General features: G+C 67.7%; 13 protein-coding genes and 1 tRNA gene. 9 read left to right on the top strand and 5 right to left on the bottom strand.

All coding sequences use genetic code 11. The features are described from left to right. Positions 1-385: 385 nt before the first annotated feature. A complete protein-coding gene (locus IEY88_RS44700; RefSeq protein ID WP_229694233.1) occupies positions 386-820 on the bottom strand; it encodes a hypothetical protein in 435 nt (144 codons plus the stop codon). An 18-nt stretch (positions 821-838) separates the two neighbouring features. On the opposite strand from IEY88_RS44700, the gene IEY88_RS41035 reads away from it, so the two are divergent. Then, positions 839-2404: a bifunctional diguanylate cyclase/phosphodiesterase gene (locus IEY88_RS41035; protein WP_229694232.1), complete on the top strand. Its 1566-nt coding sequence runs from the start codon at positions 839-841 to the stop codon at positions 2402-2404. Here IEY88_RS41035 and IEY88_RS41030 read toward each other — a convergent pair. The 3 genes from IEY88_RS41030 to IEY88_RS41020 form a co-directional block, all read right to left on the bottom strand. Then, entirely contained in the window at positions 2379-2876 is a 498-nt protein-coding gene (locus IEY88_RS41030; protein WP_189160297.1) for a DUF2165 domain-containing protein, read from the bottom strand. The two genes, IEY88_RS41035 and IEY88_RS41030, sit on opposite strands and share 26 nt — an antisense overlap. A gap of 55 nt (positions 2877-2931) precedes the next feature. Beyond that, positions 2932-6738 carry an nSTAND1 domain-containing NTPase gene (locus IEY88_RS41025; RefSeq protein WP_189160296.1) on the bottom strand — a complete coding sequence of 1269 codons (3807 nt, stop codon included), beginning with the start codon at positions 6736-6738 and terminating at the stop codon, positions 2932-2934. A 260-nt stretch (positions 6739-6998) separates the two neighbouring features. After that, complete coding sequence (locus IEY88_RS41020) at positions 6999-7898, bottom strand: LCP family protein (RefSeq protein ID WP_189160295.1); 900 nt, start codon at positions 7896-7898, stop codon at positions 6999-7001. A 154-nt stretch (positions 7899-8052) separates the two neighbouring features. Between IEY88_RS41020 and IEY88_RS41015 the strand changes: the two genes are divergently transcribed. Further along, positions 8053-8511, top strand: a complete 459-nt coding sequence (locus tag IEY88_RS41015; protein ID WP_189160294.1) for a GNAT family N-acetyltransferase — start codon at positions 8053-8055, stop codon at positions 8509-8511. Between the two features lie 235 nt (positions 8512-8746). Then, complete coding sequence (locus IEY88_RS41010; protein ID WP_189160293.1) at positions 8747-9229, top strand: hypothetical protein; 483 nt, start codon at positions 8747-8749, stop codon at positions 9227-9229. Between the two features lie 63 nt (positions 9230-9292). Here the strand turns inward: IEY88_RS41010 and IEY88_RS41005 are convergent. After that, positions 9293-9368 (bottom strand) — tRNA-Arg (locus tag IEY88_RS41005). 173 nt (positions 9369-9541) lie between these two features. Between IEY88_RS41005 and IEY88_RS41000 the strand changes: the two genes are divergently transcribed. The 6 genes from IEY88_RS41000 to IEY88_RS40975 all read left to right on the top strand — a co-directional run bounded on the left by IEY88_RS41000 (position 9542) and on the right by IEY88_RS40975 (position 15253). Continuing rightward, a complete protein-coding gene (locus IEY88_RS41000) occupies positions 9542-10378 on the top strand; it encodes a hypothetical protein (protein ID WP_189160292.1) in 837 nt (278 codons plus the stop codon). Between the two features lie 9 nt (positions 10379-10387). Further along, positions 10388-11125, top strand: coding sequence for an FkbM family methyltransferase (locus tag IEY88_RS40995; RefSeq protein ID WP_189160291.1), 738 nt, complete (start codon positions 10388-10390; stop codon positions 11123-11125). Positions 11126-11185: 60 nt separating this feature from the next. Beyond that, positions 11186-11758, top strand: a complete 573-nt coding sequence (locus IEY88_RS40990; protein WP_189160290.1) for a Crp/Fnr family transcriptional regulator — start codon at positions 11186-11188, stop codon at positions 11756-11758. Positions 11759-11826: 68 nt separating this feature from the next. Further along, on the top strand, positions 11827-12684 hold the full coding sequence (locus IEY88_RS40985) for a hypothetical protein (RefSeq protein WP_189160289.1): 858 nt from the start codon (positions 11827-11829) through the stop codon (positions 12682-12684). Continuing rightward, complete coding sequence (locus IEY88_RS40980; protein WP_189160288.1) at positions 12681-14546, top strand: hypothetical protein; 1866 nt, start codon at positions 12681-12683, stop codon at positions 14544-14546. Before IEY88_RS40985 ends, IEY88_RS40980 begins: the two co-directional genes overlap by 4 nt. Further along, positions 14543-15253 carry a hypothetical protein gene (locus tag IEY88_RS40975; RefSeq protein WP_189160287.1) on the top strand — a complete coding sequence of 237 codons (711 nt, stop codon included), beginning with the start codon at positions 14543-14545 and terminating at the stop codon, positions 15251-15253. Before IEY88_RS40980 ends, IEY88_RS40975 begins: the two co-directional genes overlap by 4 nt. Positions 15254-15278: the final 25 nt, after the last annotated feature.

Here is a 15278-nt window from a genome sequence, read left to right as displayed (position 1 = left end):
GCGTGTCGACTTGACCTCACCCCTCAGGTGCAGCAAGTGCTATGGCGCGACTCGTGATGGGACCCCACCGCCCAGTGCGCTTGCTGAGGACGAAGGACAGGACGGCTCGCCTTCGGCTTCGCTGGGTGGTGTGGCCGTTCGTCCTTGCCAAGGGGCCGTTGGCCGCGTGTGGTCCTATCGGGCGGTGAGGGTTGGGCTGGATCGTGAGAAAATTGGTCCGAATGAGCGAGTAAAGGCTGTAACGCTCAGGGATCGCTATTACCCCGTTGGGGGGAACAGCCCCGCGCAATGGGACGGTGTGGATTGCTGGCGGTAGGCTTCCGCACCGTTGCTCGCCGAGCAGGTCAGGTGGAACGGGTTGCCGAGCCAGGACGACGCGAGATCGTCACGTCCGGTGGGACGTGACGCGTTGGCGCGCGACTGGGCGATCAAGGTCAGTCGGACCGCGTACATACCGCTTTCTGCTGCCAAGCTGACTGAAGAGTTGCACGAGCTGCTCAACGTCGTTGCCGAGGCGCTGGTCGAGGAGCCCGAGGTGGCCTCGCTGGTGGGGGCTCGGCTGGTGGAGATCCACTGCGTTGGTGCCGAGAGTTTGCGGGAGTCCGTCGAGGTTCTTGCGCGGTTCATCGTGCAGGAGGGGGCCGATGCCCGGCGGGCCGCGTTGGTGATCGGGGCCGTGTCTGCTGCGTACACCGCTGCCATCCAGGCCTTTGTGTTGGAGCAGCAGGAGAGTGTCAGTCAGGCTCTGTTGCGGGCGAATCGGGCCGTGCAGCTTGATTTGCAAGCTAGCGAAGAGCGCTTCGAGGACATTTTCACCCATTCTTCCACCGGTATTGCGATGGTCAGTCTCGACGGGGAGTTGGAGCGGGCCAACGAGGCGTTGTGCAACATCCTTCGGCGTGAAGACGTTGCCGGGATGACGTTGACCGATTTGATCGCTCCGGCTGATTTGCCGCTCATCAACGACGCGTTGGCCAGTTTGAAGTACGGGCGGCTGCGGCGGGTCGAGGAGCGGCCGCGGCTCATCGATCGGGATGGTGAGCACTTCCGGGTGTTGTTGGCCGCTACCGTGCAGAAGGATCCTGAGGACAACCCGCGGCACTTCGTGGTGATGATCGACGACGACAGCCAGCTCACGTTGCTCGGTGGGCGGTTGCAGTACCAGTCGTTGCACGACGCGCTGACCGGGCTGCCGAACCGGCAGTACCTCACCACTCGGCTGGAATCGTTGCTGCACAGCGACATCGAGCATGGTGTGACGCTCTACCACCTCGATCTCGACGCCTTCGCGGTGATCACGGACGGGCTGGGGCGCGAGATCGGTGACAAGGTGCTGAAGCTCGTCGCCGAGCGTCTCAGTTCTGTGTTCTCCAGCGAGAAGGCGATGGTTGCCCGGCTCGAGGGTGACGAGTTCGCCGTGCTGGTGGAGAACGGGGTCGAGACGCCGGACGTCGACACGACGATTCGGACCATCGAGCACGAACTCGCCGAGCCCGTCTACTTCGGTGAGCACGGGGTTGCGGTGTCGGCGTCGATCGGGGTGTTGCCGCGGTTGCATCCCGGCGATCATCCCGCCGAGGTGTTACGTGCTTCGGACATGACCTTGCGGCGAGCAAAGCGCATCGGGCGGCGCCAGTGGGGGTTGCACGACGCCACGCAGGACAAGCGGGAGCAGGAGGAGTTCGCGCTTGCCGCTGTGATGCCCGGGGCATGGGAAAGTGGCGAGATCGAGGTCGTGTTCAACCCCGTCATGAAGCTCGACGGGTCGGCGCGGGTGTGCGTCGAGGCCGAGCTGAACTGGCGGCATCGGGACGCCGGGCTGATCCAGCACGAGAAGTGCGTGTCGATGGCCGAGCACACCGGGCTGATGCTGCCGCTCGGTGAGTGGATGTTGCGGACGGCCGCGGAGGCGGCTTGTCAGCACGAGGAGATGCTCGCGGTCTGCCTGACGGAGAGCCTGGCGAACAGCCCGGACCTCGTCCGGGACGTGCGGCGGGTGCTCGCGGACACCGGGTTGCAGGCCGGGCGGTTGTTGCTCGGGTTCCCTGTGCACGTGCTCGCGTCCGAGGACAGCGAGGCCGCCGACAACCTCGACCTGTTGTCCGACATGGGGATTCACATCGGCGCGCGTGACTTCAAGGGGTCCACCGCGGAGATCGAGCTCGTGCGCTCGCTCGGGGTGGCGGCCGTGCGGGTGAAGGGGCGCTGCCAGAAGCCGGACGAACTGGTGTCGCACGTGCTCAGCGACCTCGTCGGGTTCGTGCACGAGGCCGGTGGGATCGTGGTGGTCGACGCGATCGAGGACGCCGAGCAGCGCGACTGGTGGGGTGAGCTGGGCGCCGACGCGGGTGTCGGGCCGGTGTTCTGCGTGGAGCCGACTACGGAGTGGCCCGACGCGGGGTGAGGTGCACGAGGATCAGCGCGAAGCCCGCGATGGTCACCATGCGCAGGGCGGCGCCGATGCCGTTCCAGTCCTTCGACTGCCACATCGCGAACCACTCGCCGCCGATGGTGATGAAACCACCGAGGAACAGCGCCACGATCATCAGCAGGCCCGCCGACGCGAACTTGCGCGCGCTGTCCTCCTTGTCGCGCAGGTAGGCGATGGTGCCGGCGGTCAGCAGGACCGCGGAGATCGCCTCCCACGCGATGATCGCGACGTAGACGATCGTGACGACGGCCGGGCTCGTGATCGCCCGCCACTTCAGTTCCGTGCCGAACGTGGTGTCCATCGCGAGGACGTGCCGCACGAACGCCTCGTTCGTGCCGTAGTCCGTGATGTTGCCGAGCACCACGAGAATCATGTTGAGGGCGATGAACCCGACGGTCACCGCGACGACCGCGCGCAAGCTGCCGACCCGAGCAAGAAGACCCATGAAGCGGACAGTAACCGATGCGGTGCTGCCGGTGAGGGCAGTTGTGCGGTGAGGGTCAGCACGGATCCCGGAAGTCCATCTGGGACAGACGTTCCTGCCACAGCGCCGGGGTCAGCACGCCTCGGGTGGCCGTGCAGATCCGGCTGATCTCGTGCTGCACGTCGAGGTCCCACAGCCGGACGATGCCGTCCGCGTTGCCCGTCGCGAGGACGCTGCCCCGCGGGGAGAACTGGGCCAGCGGTTCCGCCGCCCAGTCGCCGGCGATCTGCTGCCCGAGGTAGAACGGGTGGGCCGGGTCCTCGACGTTCCACAGCCGGAACGTCCTGTCCGCGCTGCTGCTCACCAGCGTCCTGCCGTCCGCGCTGACCGAGATCGCGCTGATCGTGCCCGTGTGCCCGCTCAGTTCGCTGATCAGCACCGGGTGCTCGCGGTCGCGCACGTCGTAGAACCGGATCACCTTCGCCTGGCCCGAGGTGATCAGCGTGTTCCCGTCCGCGGTGAAGATCGCCTGCCCCACGACCTGGGCGTCCTTGATCGGCTCTCCCAGTTGCCGCGGCCGTTCCGGATCGCTCACGTCCCAGAGCCGGACGGTTTTGTCGCTGCTCGCCGTGGCGACCGTGCGGCCGTCCGGGCTGAACTCGGCGTCGTTGACGTACGCGTCGTGGCCCGTCATCGGGGCGCCGAGCGGCACGGGCTTGGCCGGGTCGCGCACGTCCCACAGCCGCACGGACTCGTCGGTGTTGCTCGTCAGCAGCACCTGGCCGTCCGGGCGGAACACCGCCCATGCCGCGAACCTGTTCGCCAGCACCAGCGGTTCGCCGAGCGACTTCGGGTGCTCCGGGTCGGTCACGTCCCACAGTCGCACCGTCTTGTCGCCGGCCGCGGTCGCGAGCACCTTGCCGTCCTGGCGGAACCTCGGTCTGCTGACCGACCGTTCGTGCCCGCGCAGCGGTTGCCCCATTTGCTTCGGGTGCTGCGGGTTCGAGACGTCCCACAGCCGCACGGTCTTGTCGCCGGAGCCGGTCGCGACGATCTTGCCGTCTGGACTGAACGACGGCGTCGTCACCTGGGAGGAATGGCCGAGGAGCATCGCCTGCGGCAACGACCACAGGTTCACCGCGTTCTCCAGGGAACCTGTCGCGAGCGAGTCGCCGTCCGGGCTGAAACCGACCGCGAAGACGCCCGCGCCCCGTGCGGCGAGCGGCCGGCCGAGCACGGTCGGTGCGGCCGGGTCGGTGAGGCTCCACAGTCGCGCGGTCGCATCGGACGCGCCGGAGGCGAGCGTGCGGCTGTCCGGGCTGAACTTCACCGACCACACCGGCCCGGTGTGGCCGACGAGCGGCTGGCCCACCGGGTCCTGCGTGGCCGGGTCCCACAGCCGCACCATCTTGTCGTCGGCGCCGCTCGCGAGCAGCTTGCCGTCGCCGCTGAACGCGACGCTGTGGATGCCGAGGGTGTGGCCGGTCATCGGCTTGCCGGTCCTGGCCCTCGTCGCGATGTCCCAGAGCAGGATCGTCTGGTCGTCGCCCGTCGTGGCCAGGGTCCTGCCGTCCGGGCTGAACGCGAGCGAGCGGACCGCGGCGGAGTGCTCGCGCAACGGCTCGCCGGACGGCTTGGCGTTCGCCGGGTCGCGGACGTCCCACAGCCGCGCCGACCGGTCCTCGTTCGCCGCCGCGAGCAGCGTGCCGTCGGGGCTGAACTCCAGCAGGTAGGACGGGCCGTTGCCGGTCTCGATCGTCCTGAGAGCCTTGGGAGAGCTGGGATCCGTCACGTCCCAGAGCCGGATCGTCGCGTCCTGGCCGGTGGTCGCGAGGACCTTGCCGTTCGGCGAGAACACCGCCGAGCTCAGCCAGTTCCGGTGCTCGGAGATGACCGCGATCTGCTTGGGGCGGCTGCGGTCGCGGACGTCCCACAGGCGTGCGGTGCGGTCGTAGCTGGCGGTGGCGAGCAGCGTGCCGTCCGGGCTGAACGTCGTCAGGTAGACGGCGCCGGTGTGCCCGACGAGCGGCACCGCCAGCGGGACCTGCTGGGTGGCGAGCAGCTTCGCGACCACGCCCTGGTCGGCGGGGCGCATGCGGTGCGCGACCATCAGGAACTGGGCCGAGAGCGACGGATCGCTCCCGGTCAGCCGGTCGGCCTCCGCGACGACCTGGCGGAACTGGGCGTCGTTGCGCTGGTTCACCGCTATCACGGCCGCGCCCGCCGCGATCAGCGCGAACACCGCCACGAGCGCGACCGCGGACCTGCGCAGCCATACGCTCTTGCGGTGCTGGCGTTCGGACGTGCGGACGAACTCCTTGGCGATCGTGGTGATGGCCTGCTGCTGCCGCACGCCCTCCAGCCGTGCGCCGCGGTAAAGCAGTGACGAGTCGTGCTCGTGCGCGGACCACGCCGCCGCGTCCTCCTCCAGCCGCTGCCGGGTGAGGTTGCCCGCTCGGTCCTCGTCGATCCAGCTGCGCAGCCGCGGCCAGGCCTGCAGCAACGCCTCGTGCGTGATCTCGACCGAGTCGGCGTCCGTGGTGATCAGGCGGGCGTGCGTGAGGACCTCGAGCGCGCGTTCCGTGGCCGGGAGGTTCGTGCTGACCTCCAGCAGGCTGTGGCGGCTGGAGCGGCGGCGCGTGTCCTGCGTGTCGTCGCCGACCCTGACCAGGCGCAGGAGCAGATGCCTCGCGGCGGCCCTGGCCGGTTCGTCGAGGTCCGACCAGGCGCGTTCGGCGGTGGTGGCGACGGCGCCCTGGATGCCGCCGGCCGCCCGGTAACCGGCGATCGTGAGGCGCCCCGCCTGCCTGCGCTGCCACGTGACCAGCAGCGCGTGGCTGAGCAGGGGGAGCGCGCCCGCGTCGTACGCGTCCTTGCCGCGGCGGTTGTGCGTGCCCAGGTCGCGCAGCATGAGGTCGACCAGACCGGGCTCCAGCTGCAGGCCGGCGGCCTTGGCCGGGCTCGTCACGGCGTCGCGCACCTCGGCGGCGGACATCGCGCCGAGCACCATCTGCCTGGTCTGCAGGGCCTCGGCGAGCTCGGGGAACTCGAGGCAGCGGGCGTAGAAGTCGGCCCGCACGCCGAGCACGACCGCCGTCTTGCGGGCCGCCGCGTGCAGGGCCTGGACGAAGATCCGCAGCCGGTTCTCGTCGCCGCCGAGCGTGAACGCCTCCTCGAACTGGTCGACGATCACCACCCGGTCGCCGACCGCGATCCGCACCTCGTGCGCGAAGTCGGTGAGGGCGTCCGCGTCCGCCGCCTCCAGCGTGTGGACCAGCTCCGGCACCTGGAGCGCGAACTCCTTCAGCGGATCGGTACCGGGCGAGAAGACCACGGCTTCTTTGCTGAGCCGGGGCAGCACGCCCGCTTTCATCAGGCTGGACTTGCCGGCGCCGGACGCGCCCACGAGCATTGTGAGGCCGTTGTCGTCGAGCCGGTCGAGAAGTGCGTTCGTCGCCCTTTCCCGGCCGAAGAACCAATTCGCGTCCTGCGGCCCGAATGCGCTCAGACCCATGTACGGGCAGACGGAACCGTCTTCCTGAGGCGGTGTGTCCGCTTCGGTGACGGGGCTCGCGAGCGCCTCTTCCCAGAGGACGCGCCACGCGTCGAGTTCGTACAGGCCGTCGATCGCCGGGTGGGGCCTGCGCTTGCGGGCCTCGCCGACGAGGACGTCGAGGACCGCGCTCAGCCCGCTGAACCTGGCGGGGACGTTGCGCCCGCGCCGCCAGTCGCTGACCCGCTGGGCGGGCACCCGGAGCGGCCTGCCCTGTTCATCCGTCCGGCGGGCACGCGCGACCGACTCCGTGACCCTCTTCAACGGAGGGTCGCCTGCCTCCGCGTAGAGCAGCGCGAAGCGCTCCGCGAAGACGCCACGGGGTCCCAAGCGGCCTCCTCCCCGTCCGGACCGGAAAACGAGGACCACCCGTCTGAGCTGCGGCGCACGCACCGCACAGGCAGTCAGAGACCCACCATAACGAGGAGGTCTGACAGCCTCGACCCCACGTCCTTCACGAGACCGGGAGACCGTCGAGGTGAGAGTGGCTGACTGGGGCAACGCGTCCACGGCTGAGGAGTCATGGGGGTCTCCTCAGCCGTGGCCCACGGGTCCGCTTCCGAGCGAGTGGCAGGGGGCCGCCAGCTAGCTCAGGCGGTCTGCCAGAGCGCGTCCGCCTCCGGTTGTTTCGGCTGGACCCGGTTCGGGTCGGGCAGGTAGCTCTCGGTCGGCAGCGTCACGTAGGTGATGGCGTCCGGTTTCAACGCGGTGAGCCTGCCCGCGAGATCGGCCAGTTCCGGAATCGAGCCGATTCCGGTGTCCGTGACGATGGACTTCGTGAGCACGTCGGCGAGTTCGAGTGTTTTCGCCGGACTGGCGAGCCAGTTCTCGTTCGCCAGTTTCTCGCTCAGTGCCCGCATGAACAGCTGCTGGTTCTTGATGCGGTTCAAATCGCTGCCGTCACCGATGCTGTAGCGGGTCCGGACGAACGCGAGCGCCTGCGTCCCGTCGAGCTTCGAGGGCCCGGCCGGCACGTGTAGCCCGCTCTTCTCGTTGTGGATCGCCTCGGGCATCGTGACGTCGATGCCGCCGAGCCGGTCGATCACGTCGCGGAACCCGTTGAAGTCGATCTGCACGAAGTGGTCGATCCGGATGCCGCTCATCTGCTCGACCGTCGCCACGGTGCACGCGGCGCCGCCCGTGGAGAAGGCGCTGTTGAACATGGCGATCGCAGCTGGCGGGTTGGCCCCGCAGCGAGGCCTCGGCACCATCGTGTCGCGCGGGATGCTGACCACGCGTGCCTGGTCGCCCTTGGCGTTCAGCCGCACGACCATGGCGGTGTCGGACCGCCCGTCGTCCTTGCCGATGAGGAGGATGTTGAGGGGGCGCCCAGGCGTCGACGGAGGCCTGGGGTGGGTGATCTCCCTGGAGAGGTCGACGGTCTTGAGATTGCTCTCGAGCCGCCAGTAGGAGCCCCCGGCCACGACGCCCGTCGCGATGACCACGGCGGCCCCCGAGACCGCGAGCCATCGTTTCAAGTGGACGTTCATGGGTTCCACGGTGCCCGGCGTTTGTCCAGGTCCCGTCGGTGGTTCGTCATGGTTCTGTCACAGCGCGCCGCAACTGGGATGATTGGGGGTGCGGTCCATCACTCTTGGGGGAGTCATGACAGTCAGACCAGCGGTTGTGTCCGATGCTCCAGCCGTGGCCCACGTGCACGTCGAGACCTGGCGGACGGCCTACCGCGGCCTCGTGCCGGACTCCGTGCTCGACGCGCTCTCCGTGCAGGAGCGCACGGCGATGTGGGAACGAGGCATCCCGCGCGGCGGCGTGTGGGTGGGGCTGGTCGACGGTGAGGTGGCCGGGTTCTGCGCGGTCGGCCCGGCCCGTGAGCCCGATGCCGCGTTCGAGATCTTCGCGATCTACGTGCTGCCCTCGGCATGGGGGACTCCGCTGAGCTACGAACTGGCACGCGCCGCTTTGGGTGACGAGCAGGACGTGGTGCTGTGGGTGTTCGACGAGAACCCGCGAGCACGGCGGTTCTACGAGCGGCTCGGGTTCCGCGCCGATGGCCTCGTGAAGACCGAGACCATCGGCGGGGTGGAGCTGAAGGAGATGCGCTACCGGTTCAGCGGCCCCGGTACCCGACGCGGGACCAGGTGATCTTGGTGTCGGTCGAGTCGGAGCTGTTCTTCTTGTAGCAGCGCATGGTCGGGGTGCCGCTCCATGTGTTGTCCGGCATGGTGACACGTTGCTTGATGCCGCCGTAACCGTTGGGGGAGCATCACTCCTCCAACTCGCGGGTACTTCTGCTGGTAGGTGCTCGCGGTCTGTCGTATCTCCTCACGGCGGTTGCCCCACCTAACATCGGTAGCCCGCAGCCGACAGGGGAGCCGCCATGGTGTTCCGACCTGTGTTCCGCCGAAGCCTGGAGTCACACGAGGCCTCGATAGCCCACGAGGTGTTCGGCGACGCCCTGGACATCAGCGCCCTCAGCCTCGCCGAAGGCGGCCTGCTGGGCAGCTTCGGCGTGGCCCGCACCCTGCCTCGGCTGGTCACGTTCCCTCGGGGAGTGCTGACCCAGCCGCAGCAGCAGGCTCGGTACGAGCGCTGGTTGGTGCACGAGCTGACCCACGCCTACCAGTACCAGCACGGGCGCAGCGTTTTCAGCCTGCTGCCGACTGCGATGGCCGGGTTCTTCGTGAAGAGCCTCTACGACTACGGCGGCGCGGAGGGGCTGGTCGGGAAGACGTTCGCTGACTTCAACACCGAGCAGCAGGCCAACATCGTGGCTGACTACTACTACCTGAGCAGGTATGAGCCTTCGCGGGATCTGTCGGCTTACGAGCCGTACATCGCGCACGTGCGGTCGGGTGGGTGATCAAATAGATCAAGCTCCGACCGCGTTGCCGCTGGTCAGAGCTTGATTTCACCCGGCGAAAGGTGGTGCCCCAGGCAGGATTCGAACCTGCGACACACGGTTTAGGAAACCGATGCTCTATCCCCTGAGCTACTAGGGCGGGCACCAGCAGTCTAGCGGGACACCGCCACCGAGTTGACCAGCGCCCCCGCCTACCGCGCACCGGCACGCCGCTCACGCACCGTGAGGACCAGGTAACGGCGCCTGCGGCCGTTGGAGGGAAGTGAGGCAGGCCACCTTCTGCCGGGCACAAACGTCAGGTAGGGAGGGCGTGTGAGCAGACCCTGGCCCGACTTCCGTCCTGGCCCTCTTGGTTCCCTCAAGGCCTGGTGGCGCAGGAGGGTGCCCAAGCGCGCTGACGACATCACCTTCGTGCCGCCGGCGAGCAGTCATCAGCAGGAGTTCGAGACGCCGTTGGCCAGTGCGGTGTACGGGCTGGACTTCCGGCTCAAGTTCACGGTGGTGTGGCGGCTTGATCTGGCTACCGGGTTGCGGCACAACTCGCCGCGGAGTGCTGCCATCCACCACGTTCTGCAGCGGGCCAAGGAGATCAGTTCCAAAGCGATGCTGGTGCACCATGCCGCTCTGCAGGTGCAGCTGGGGGATGAGCTCGCCACTGAGCGGCAGGTGCCTGGGACGCATGTGTGGGCACGGGCCGAGCAGGTGAAGGTCTCGGTCGGCGACGAGGACCTGGAGATGGCCAGGAAGCACATCGAACTGCTTCGCAACTCCACGTTCAAGTTGGCTGAGCGGGACGTCGAGCGGGCTGAGATCCGGTACCTGCGGGACGAGGTGCTGACGGACGTCGGCACGGCGACGATCTGGTGGTTGCAGCGCAACGGGTACCAGGTCGCTGAGGCGGTCAAGCTGGCTGATCACCTGGCCGAGTTGGTGAAGCTCGCGCAGCGGGAGCCTGCTGGGCATTGGGCCGAGTCGTTGGTCAGCAGTGTGGAGCGGGCCATGCCCGAGCTCGAGGACGCACATCGGAAGGACCTGCGGTTGCACCTCGTCAAGGCTCTCAGCGTGTACGGCGGGGAGAGGGTGGCTGCCGAGTTCGCGGACCAGATCGGGCTGCCTGCGGGGGAACAGCACAGGAACGGGCACGTCTAGGCTGGCGAGGTGTTGACCCAACTTCGCAGTGCCGCGGTTGTTGCCGGATTGCAGGCCCTTGCGCGGCTCACGCCCTATGCCGAGGCGGAGCTGATCGGGCTCCGCAAGGTCGTCAAGCCTGGAGACGTTTGTGTGGACGTCGGGGCCGCGCTGGGGCTTTACACGGTGACCCTGTCGAGACTGGTCGGTCCACAAGGGACTGTGCACAGCGTCGAGCCGTTGGTGTTCGCGCATCCTGCCCTCTCGTACGTGCTGCGGCCGCGGGAAGGGGCGAACATCAAGAGGCACTCGGTGGCTCTTGGTGCTGAGAAGCAGGGGCGTGAGGTCATGTCCGTGCCGGTGCGGCACGGGAGTCCGGTGACCGGGCGGTCGTTCCTCACGGTCGGGGCGAACGGGCTCGGGTCCAACGACGAGTTCGACCAGCACCTGGACGTACTGGTCAAGACGGACACGCTGGACCACTTCGTCGAGGAGCAGGGAATCAGGAAGCTCGACTTCGTCAAGGCGGACGTCGAGGGGGCCGAACTGAAGGTGCTCGAGGGGGCCGTTGAGACGATCGAGCGGCTCAAGCCCGCTTTCCTGCTGGAGATCGAGGAACGGCACGTCGAGCGGTTTGGATACCAGGCCAAGGACGTCGCGGACTTCCTGACCGAGCGCGGGTACCGGATGAGCACGTGGCACGGCAGTGAGTGGGTGCCGACGGCCAAGATCGGGGACGAGGTCAGGAACTACCTGTTCCGCGTATGACCGATTGCCACCCGGCTCTCGTTTGGGTAGATAAGAGCTGTGCGAGGGTTTCGGGCACTGGTGCCCGTGGTTGTGTGGAATGAGCTGCGCAGCACCGGAATCAGGCGGGATTTCAAGGCGAACGAGACATTGCTCGTAGAAGGGGCGCCGGACACGTCGCTGCTGGTGTTGCAGCGGGGACGCGTTCGCGTGCTGAGGTCCACGCTGCTCGTTGCGGTCCGTGGCAGTGGCGACGTGCTGGGGGAGATGTCCGCGCAGGACGGGGGAACGCGGTCTGCCACAGTGATCGCGATGGAGCCGTGTGTGGCGTTCAGCCTCTCCAGGGCTGCGTTCAAGCGGGTGCTCGACCGGCACAAGGTCGGCGATCAGCTCGGGCAGTACGTCGTCGCCAAGCTGCGTGAGACTGTGGCCGAGGTTTCCTCCCGTGGCACGGAAGCGCGGGTGAGGGATGTGATCGAACGGATCGCGCGGCTTGCGGAGGCCGATCATCCGGAGCCTCGTACCATCCCGCTGTCGCAGGCGAAGCTCGCCGAGTCGTTGGGGCTGTCGCGCAATGCGGTCGCCAAGGCGCTCGTGCATCTCTGCGAACAGAACTTTCTCGCTTCGGCGAATCCGATAAGCCTTGCCGAGTGACCTGGGTCACTTCTCAGGTGGTATTTGGTGAGCATCGCCGTTAGCGGTGTGCTGACACCGTCAGCGGCATGACTGAGACGGCCGAAAGGTTGCCGCCCTACCGCGCGGTGCTCGTGGTGGACATGGAGAACTACAGCGGTCACACCGCGGCACAGCAGCGCGAGTTCACCGAGATCATTCCCGACCTGCTCCAACGCGCGTTCGAACGTGCCGGTCGCGCCGAGGTGTGGGAAGAACGGCGCTTCCCCGACAGCACGGGTGACGGGTACGCGGTCGGGTTCCGGCCCGAGTCGCTGCCGTTGCTGATCGGGCCGTTCCTCGACGCGCTGCAGAGCGAACTCGCCTACTACGATCGGATTCTGCGGTCCGGTGACCGGAAGTCCAGGTTGCGGTTGCGTGCCGCGATCACCGTGGGGCCTCTGTACGAGTCGGACTCTCCACGCCTCGGTGACGGGTGCGGCGACAGTCGCGTGGCAGCGCATCGGCTCGTCGATGCCGTCGAGGTGCGCCGACTGCTCGAGCTCTCCGATCCGGATGTCACTTTTCTCGCCGCGGTCATCTCGGATCGCGTGCACGAAGACGTCGTGCTGGGCGGGCACACCACCAAGTCGCCGAGTGACTACGTGCGGACTTCGGTGTCGGTGAAGCAGTTCCGCGGTGATGCGCACCTCTACGTCCCCAAGCCGTCCGGAGACCTGCTCTCCCGGGGATTCAGCGAGGACGCGGAGGCGAAGGGAGACGTCCGAGGGCCGGCCGAGGTCGGTGACGTCCGCAACGAGTTCTCCGGCAAGGCTTCCGGCCGCGTCGTGCAGGCGGGCAGCATCGGGCAGCTGAAACAGGACAACCGCGACCAGTCCAACCGGATCAGCGTGCGCGGCAACAGCAACACGGTCGCCGGCCGGGACATCAGGGGTGGCAGGCCATGACCGCTTCGATCGAGGTCGAGGGTCGCCACAACACCATTGCCGGCCGCGACCTCATCACCATCAGCGCCGGTGGCGGTCTGGTGCGGCAGGTGTTCGGCGACCAGATCCTGCCGACGACCCTCACCTGGCAACGTGATCGGTTCGCCGAGCCCGTCGGTTTCCTGGCAGCTGTGGAGTTCCTGCGTGTCAACAAGTTCCTGCTTCTCACCGCGGCCAGCGGCGCGCGGACGGCGGCGTTGTGCCTCTTGCACGACGTTCACCGCGAGGCGCGCATGGTCGAACACGTCGAGGTCGAGCAGGACACCGAGCTCAGATTGCGCCGGGTGTCCGAGGACGCGCTGGTGCTCATCGACTTCCGCACCGCGGAGGACACGAGCCCCGTCGAGGCGCAGATCGGCGGGTTCATCAGAGAACAGGTGCCGGAAGGCCACGTCGTCGTTCTGTTGTCCGGCAACGAGAGCGAGGAGTTCCAGGGCAGGTACGGCCATCTGCACAGGAGCCTGCCCAAGCCGCTGTCGCACGAGGTGCTGCACGCGCATCTGCGCCACGACCTGCCGGGTGATCGCCTCGACCTCCTGCTGAAAGACGCCGACTGGCTGGAACTGGCCGAGGGAGCGCGTCCTGCCGATGTCGTGCACTTCGCCGACCTGTTCATGCGAGCGTGGCGTGACGCGCCCCAGGGCAATCCGACCAGGGACGCACTCGAGGCCTTCCACAAGTACGCGAAGACCCTGGCGAACCAGTTCGATTCACGCTCTGCCAGGGAACGCAGTGTCCTGCTCGCCTTGGCCCTGGTGAACAACGGACGGCACGAGTCGATCTACCGCGCCGAACGGATCCTGCTCGACCTCACCGACCACCAGGACGAGGACCCCCGCCAGGTACTGGCGAGCGAGGGATTCGTCAGCAGGCTCACGAAGATCGCCGACGCGACCACCTCCCTGGATCGCACGCGGCTCACCCGCCGCGACTACGACACGTCGGTGCTCAACCACGTCTGGCGCGGCTTTCCTCAGCTGCGCGAGCATCTAAGCGACTGGATCATTGAGGTGGTCTTCGACGAACAGGCGCGCCTGGAGCCGCAGACCCGAGGGGAGATCGCGGTCAGACTGCTGACCCTCTGCACCGACACGCGGGACGCGAAGCCGCTGCTCGCAGCCGTGCAGAAGTGGGCCCAGCACAACATCGCCCTGGCCGCCGGCCTGCTCGACGAGGCTGCCGTGAACGAGAACACGACTGTCGAGGTGCGCCGTCGGATGTACTGGTGGGCCAGGAGTTCGGACCTTCCGGTGCCTCTGGCCCGTGCGGTGATCGACGCCTGCGCGGCGAAGTTCGGCGTGCTGTACCCGCAGTTCGCCCTGACGAGGCTCGGGCACCTGACCGGCCACTTCCGGGCAGACGTCGTGCGACGGGTCGAGGCCGCGATGCTCGTACTGGCGAAGGAACGCGGGAACGCCGACGTCGTCCTGGTTCGGATGACGGAGTGGCTTCGCACCAGCACGGGGGAACAGTGGGCGGCCGCCGCGTTCGTGGTGCGGGAGTTGACCATGCCCGGCAACGGGTTCCGGTCGTCCGACGACTCCGGAGTCGTCGCTTGGCGGGCGATTCTGCGCAGTTCGAACCACTCGGGTGTCGTTCGGGGACTCAGCGACTGGTTCTCCGCCGCCGCTGCTGCCGGTGCCGGAGCGAGGACGGCGGCATTCGGCCTGGTTCTGGACGCCGCGGGCGACGACGTGAACGCGCTCAACCTGCTGAGCATGTCGGTGGACCGGTGGAAGCGTGATCAACCGGAAGGACGTACAGAAGTGCACGACGAATTGCGACGTCGCATCGATGCCCAGCACCCGGTGGTGCGGCGATGAACTGGTGGCAGAACCTGCAACGCGGCGCTCAACCGTTGCCCGCACCGCGCATCTACCACCGCGAGCAGTGGTCGGGAGTGCTCCAGGGCGCTGAGCCCGGCGTCGAATGGCGTGCGGAGTGGACGGTCGTCTGGTGGACGGAAGGTGGCCAGAGCACGCATCCCGCGCCGGCCTCGATAGCCGCCGTCGCCATCCGGGACCGTGCGGCACCTCTTGCCCGTGCCGAGGGCGTGAGCAGCGACATGATGCAGCACGTGCTGGCTGCCGAACTCGGGCACCCGCGACCGGTCGCCGCCAACAGCTCGATGTGGGTCGGCACGGAGAACGTGCAGGTCGAGCTAACCGAGCACAGCGCCGCATTCCTACGCCAGAGGCGGGAACGCGTCGGCGAACTGGCGGAAATCGCCCACCTGCGTGAAAACGTCCTCTCCGACCTGCCCCACGCCGTGCTCTGGTGGGTGCGGCGCAGCGGGTACGACGTGGAAGACGCGCTTCAGAAGGAAGAAGTCTTCAAACAACTGATCAGAATCGTCAACGCCAGGCAGGCGGCAGAGCCGTGGGCACAACGGCTGACGGACGCGCTGGCCGAGGCCATGCCCGGCCTCGAGCCGCAGAACCGATGGGACGTGTTCGAGCAGGTCCAGCGCCTGATGAAGGGCTACGGCCACGACGACGCGGCTGATGAGCTCGCACGGCATCTGGCCTGAAATAAGTTGAGGACGCCGACCCCTG

Origin of the sequence: Lentzea pudingi, assembly GCF_014646255.1 — a bacterium.
Taxonomy (GTDB): domain Bacteria; phylum Actinomycetota; class Actinomycetes; order Mycobacteriales; family Pseudonocardiaceae; genus Lentzea; species Lentzea pudingi.
This window is presented reverse-complemented; position numbering and strand designations above follow the sequence as displayed.

What these genes read in the sequence shown, in the direction of transcription:
- IEY88_RS44700 (WP_229694233.1), bottom strand. Translation starts at nt 820, where the DNA reads ATGGGTGAAAATGTCCTCGAAGCGCTCTTCGCTAGCTTGCAAATCAAG.
- IEY88_RS41035 (WP_229694232.1), top strand. Translation starts at nt 839, where the DNA reads ATGGTCAGTCTCGACGGGGAGTTGGAGCGGGCCAACGAGGCGTTGTGC.
- IEY88_RS41030 (WP_189160297.1), bottom strand. Translation starts at nt 2,876, where the DNA reads ATGGGTCTTCTTGCTCGGGTCGGCAGCTTGCGCGCGGTCGTCGCGGTG.
- IEY88_RS41020 (WP_189160295.1), bottom strand. Translation starts at nt 7,898, where the DNA reads ATGAACGTCCACTTGAAACGATGGCTCGCGGTCTCGGGGGCCGCCGTG.
- IEY88_RS41010 (WP_189160293.1), top strand. Translation starts at nt 8,747, where the DNA reads ATGGTGTTCCGACCTGTGTTCCGCCGAAGCCTGGAGTCACACGAGGCC.
- IEY88_RS40985 (WP_189160289.1), top strand. Translation starts at nt 11,827, where the DNA reads ATGACTGAGACGGCCGAAAGGTTGCCGCCCTACCGCGCGGTGCTCGTG.
- IEY88_RS40980 (WP_189160288.1), top strand. Translation starts at nt 12,681, where the DNA reads ATGACCGCTTCGATCGAGGTCGAGGGTCGCCACAACACCATTGCCGGC.
- IEY88_RS40975 (WP_189160287.1), top strand. Translation starts at nt 14,543, where the DNA reads ATGAACTGGTGGCAGAACCTGCAACGCGGCGCTCAACCGTTGCCCGCA.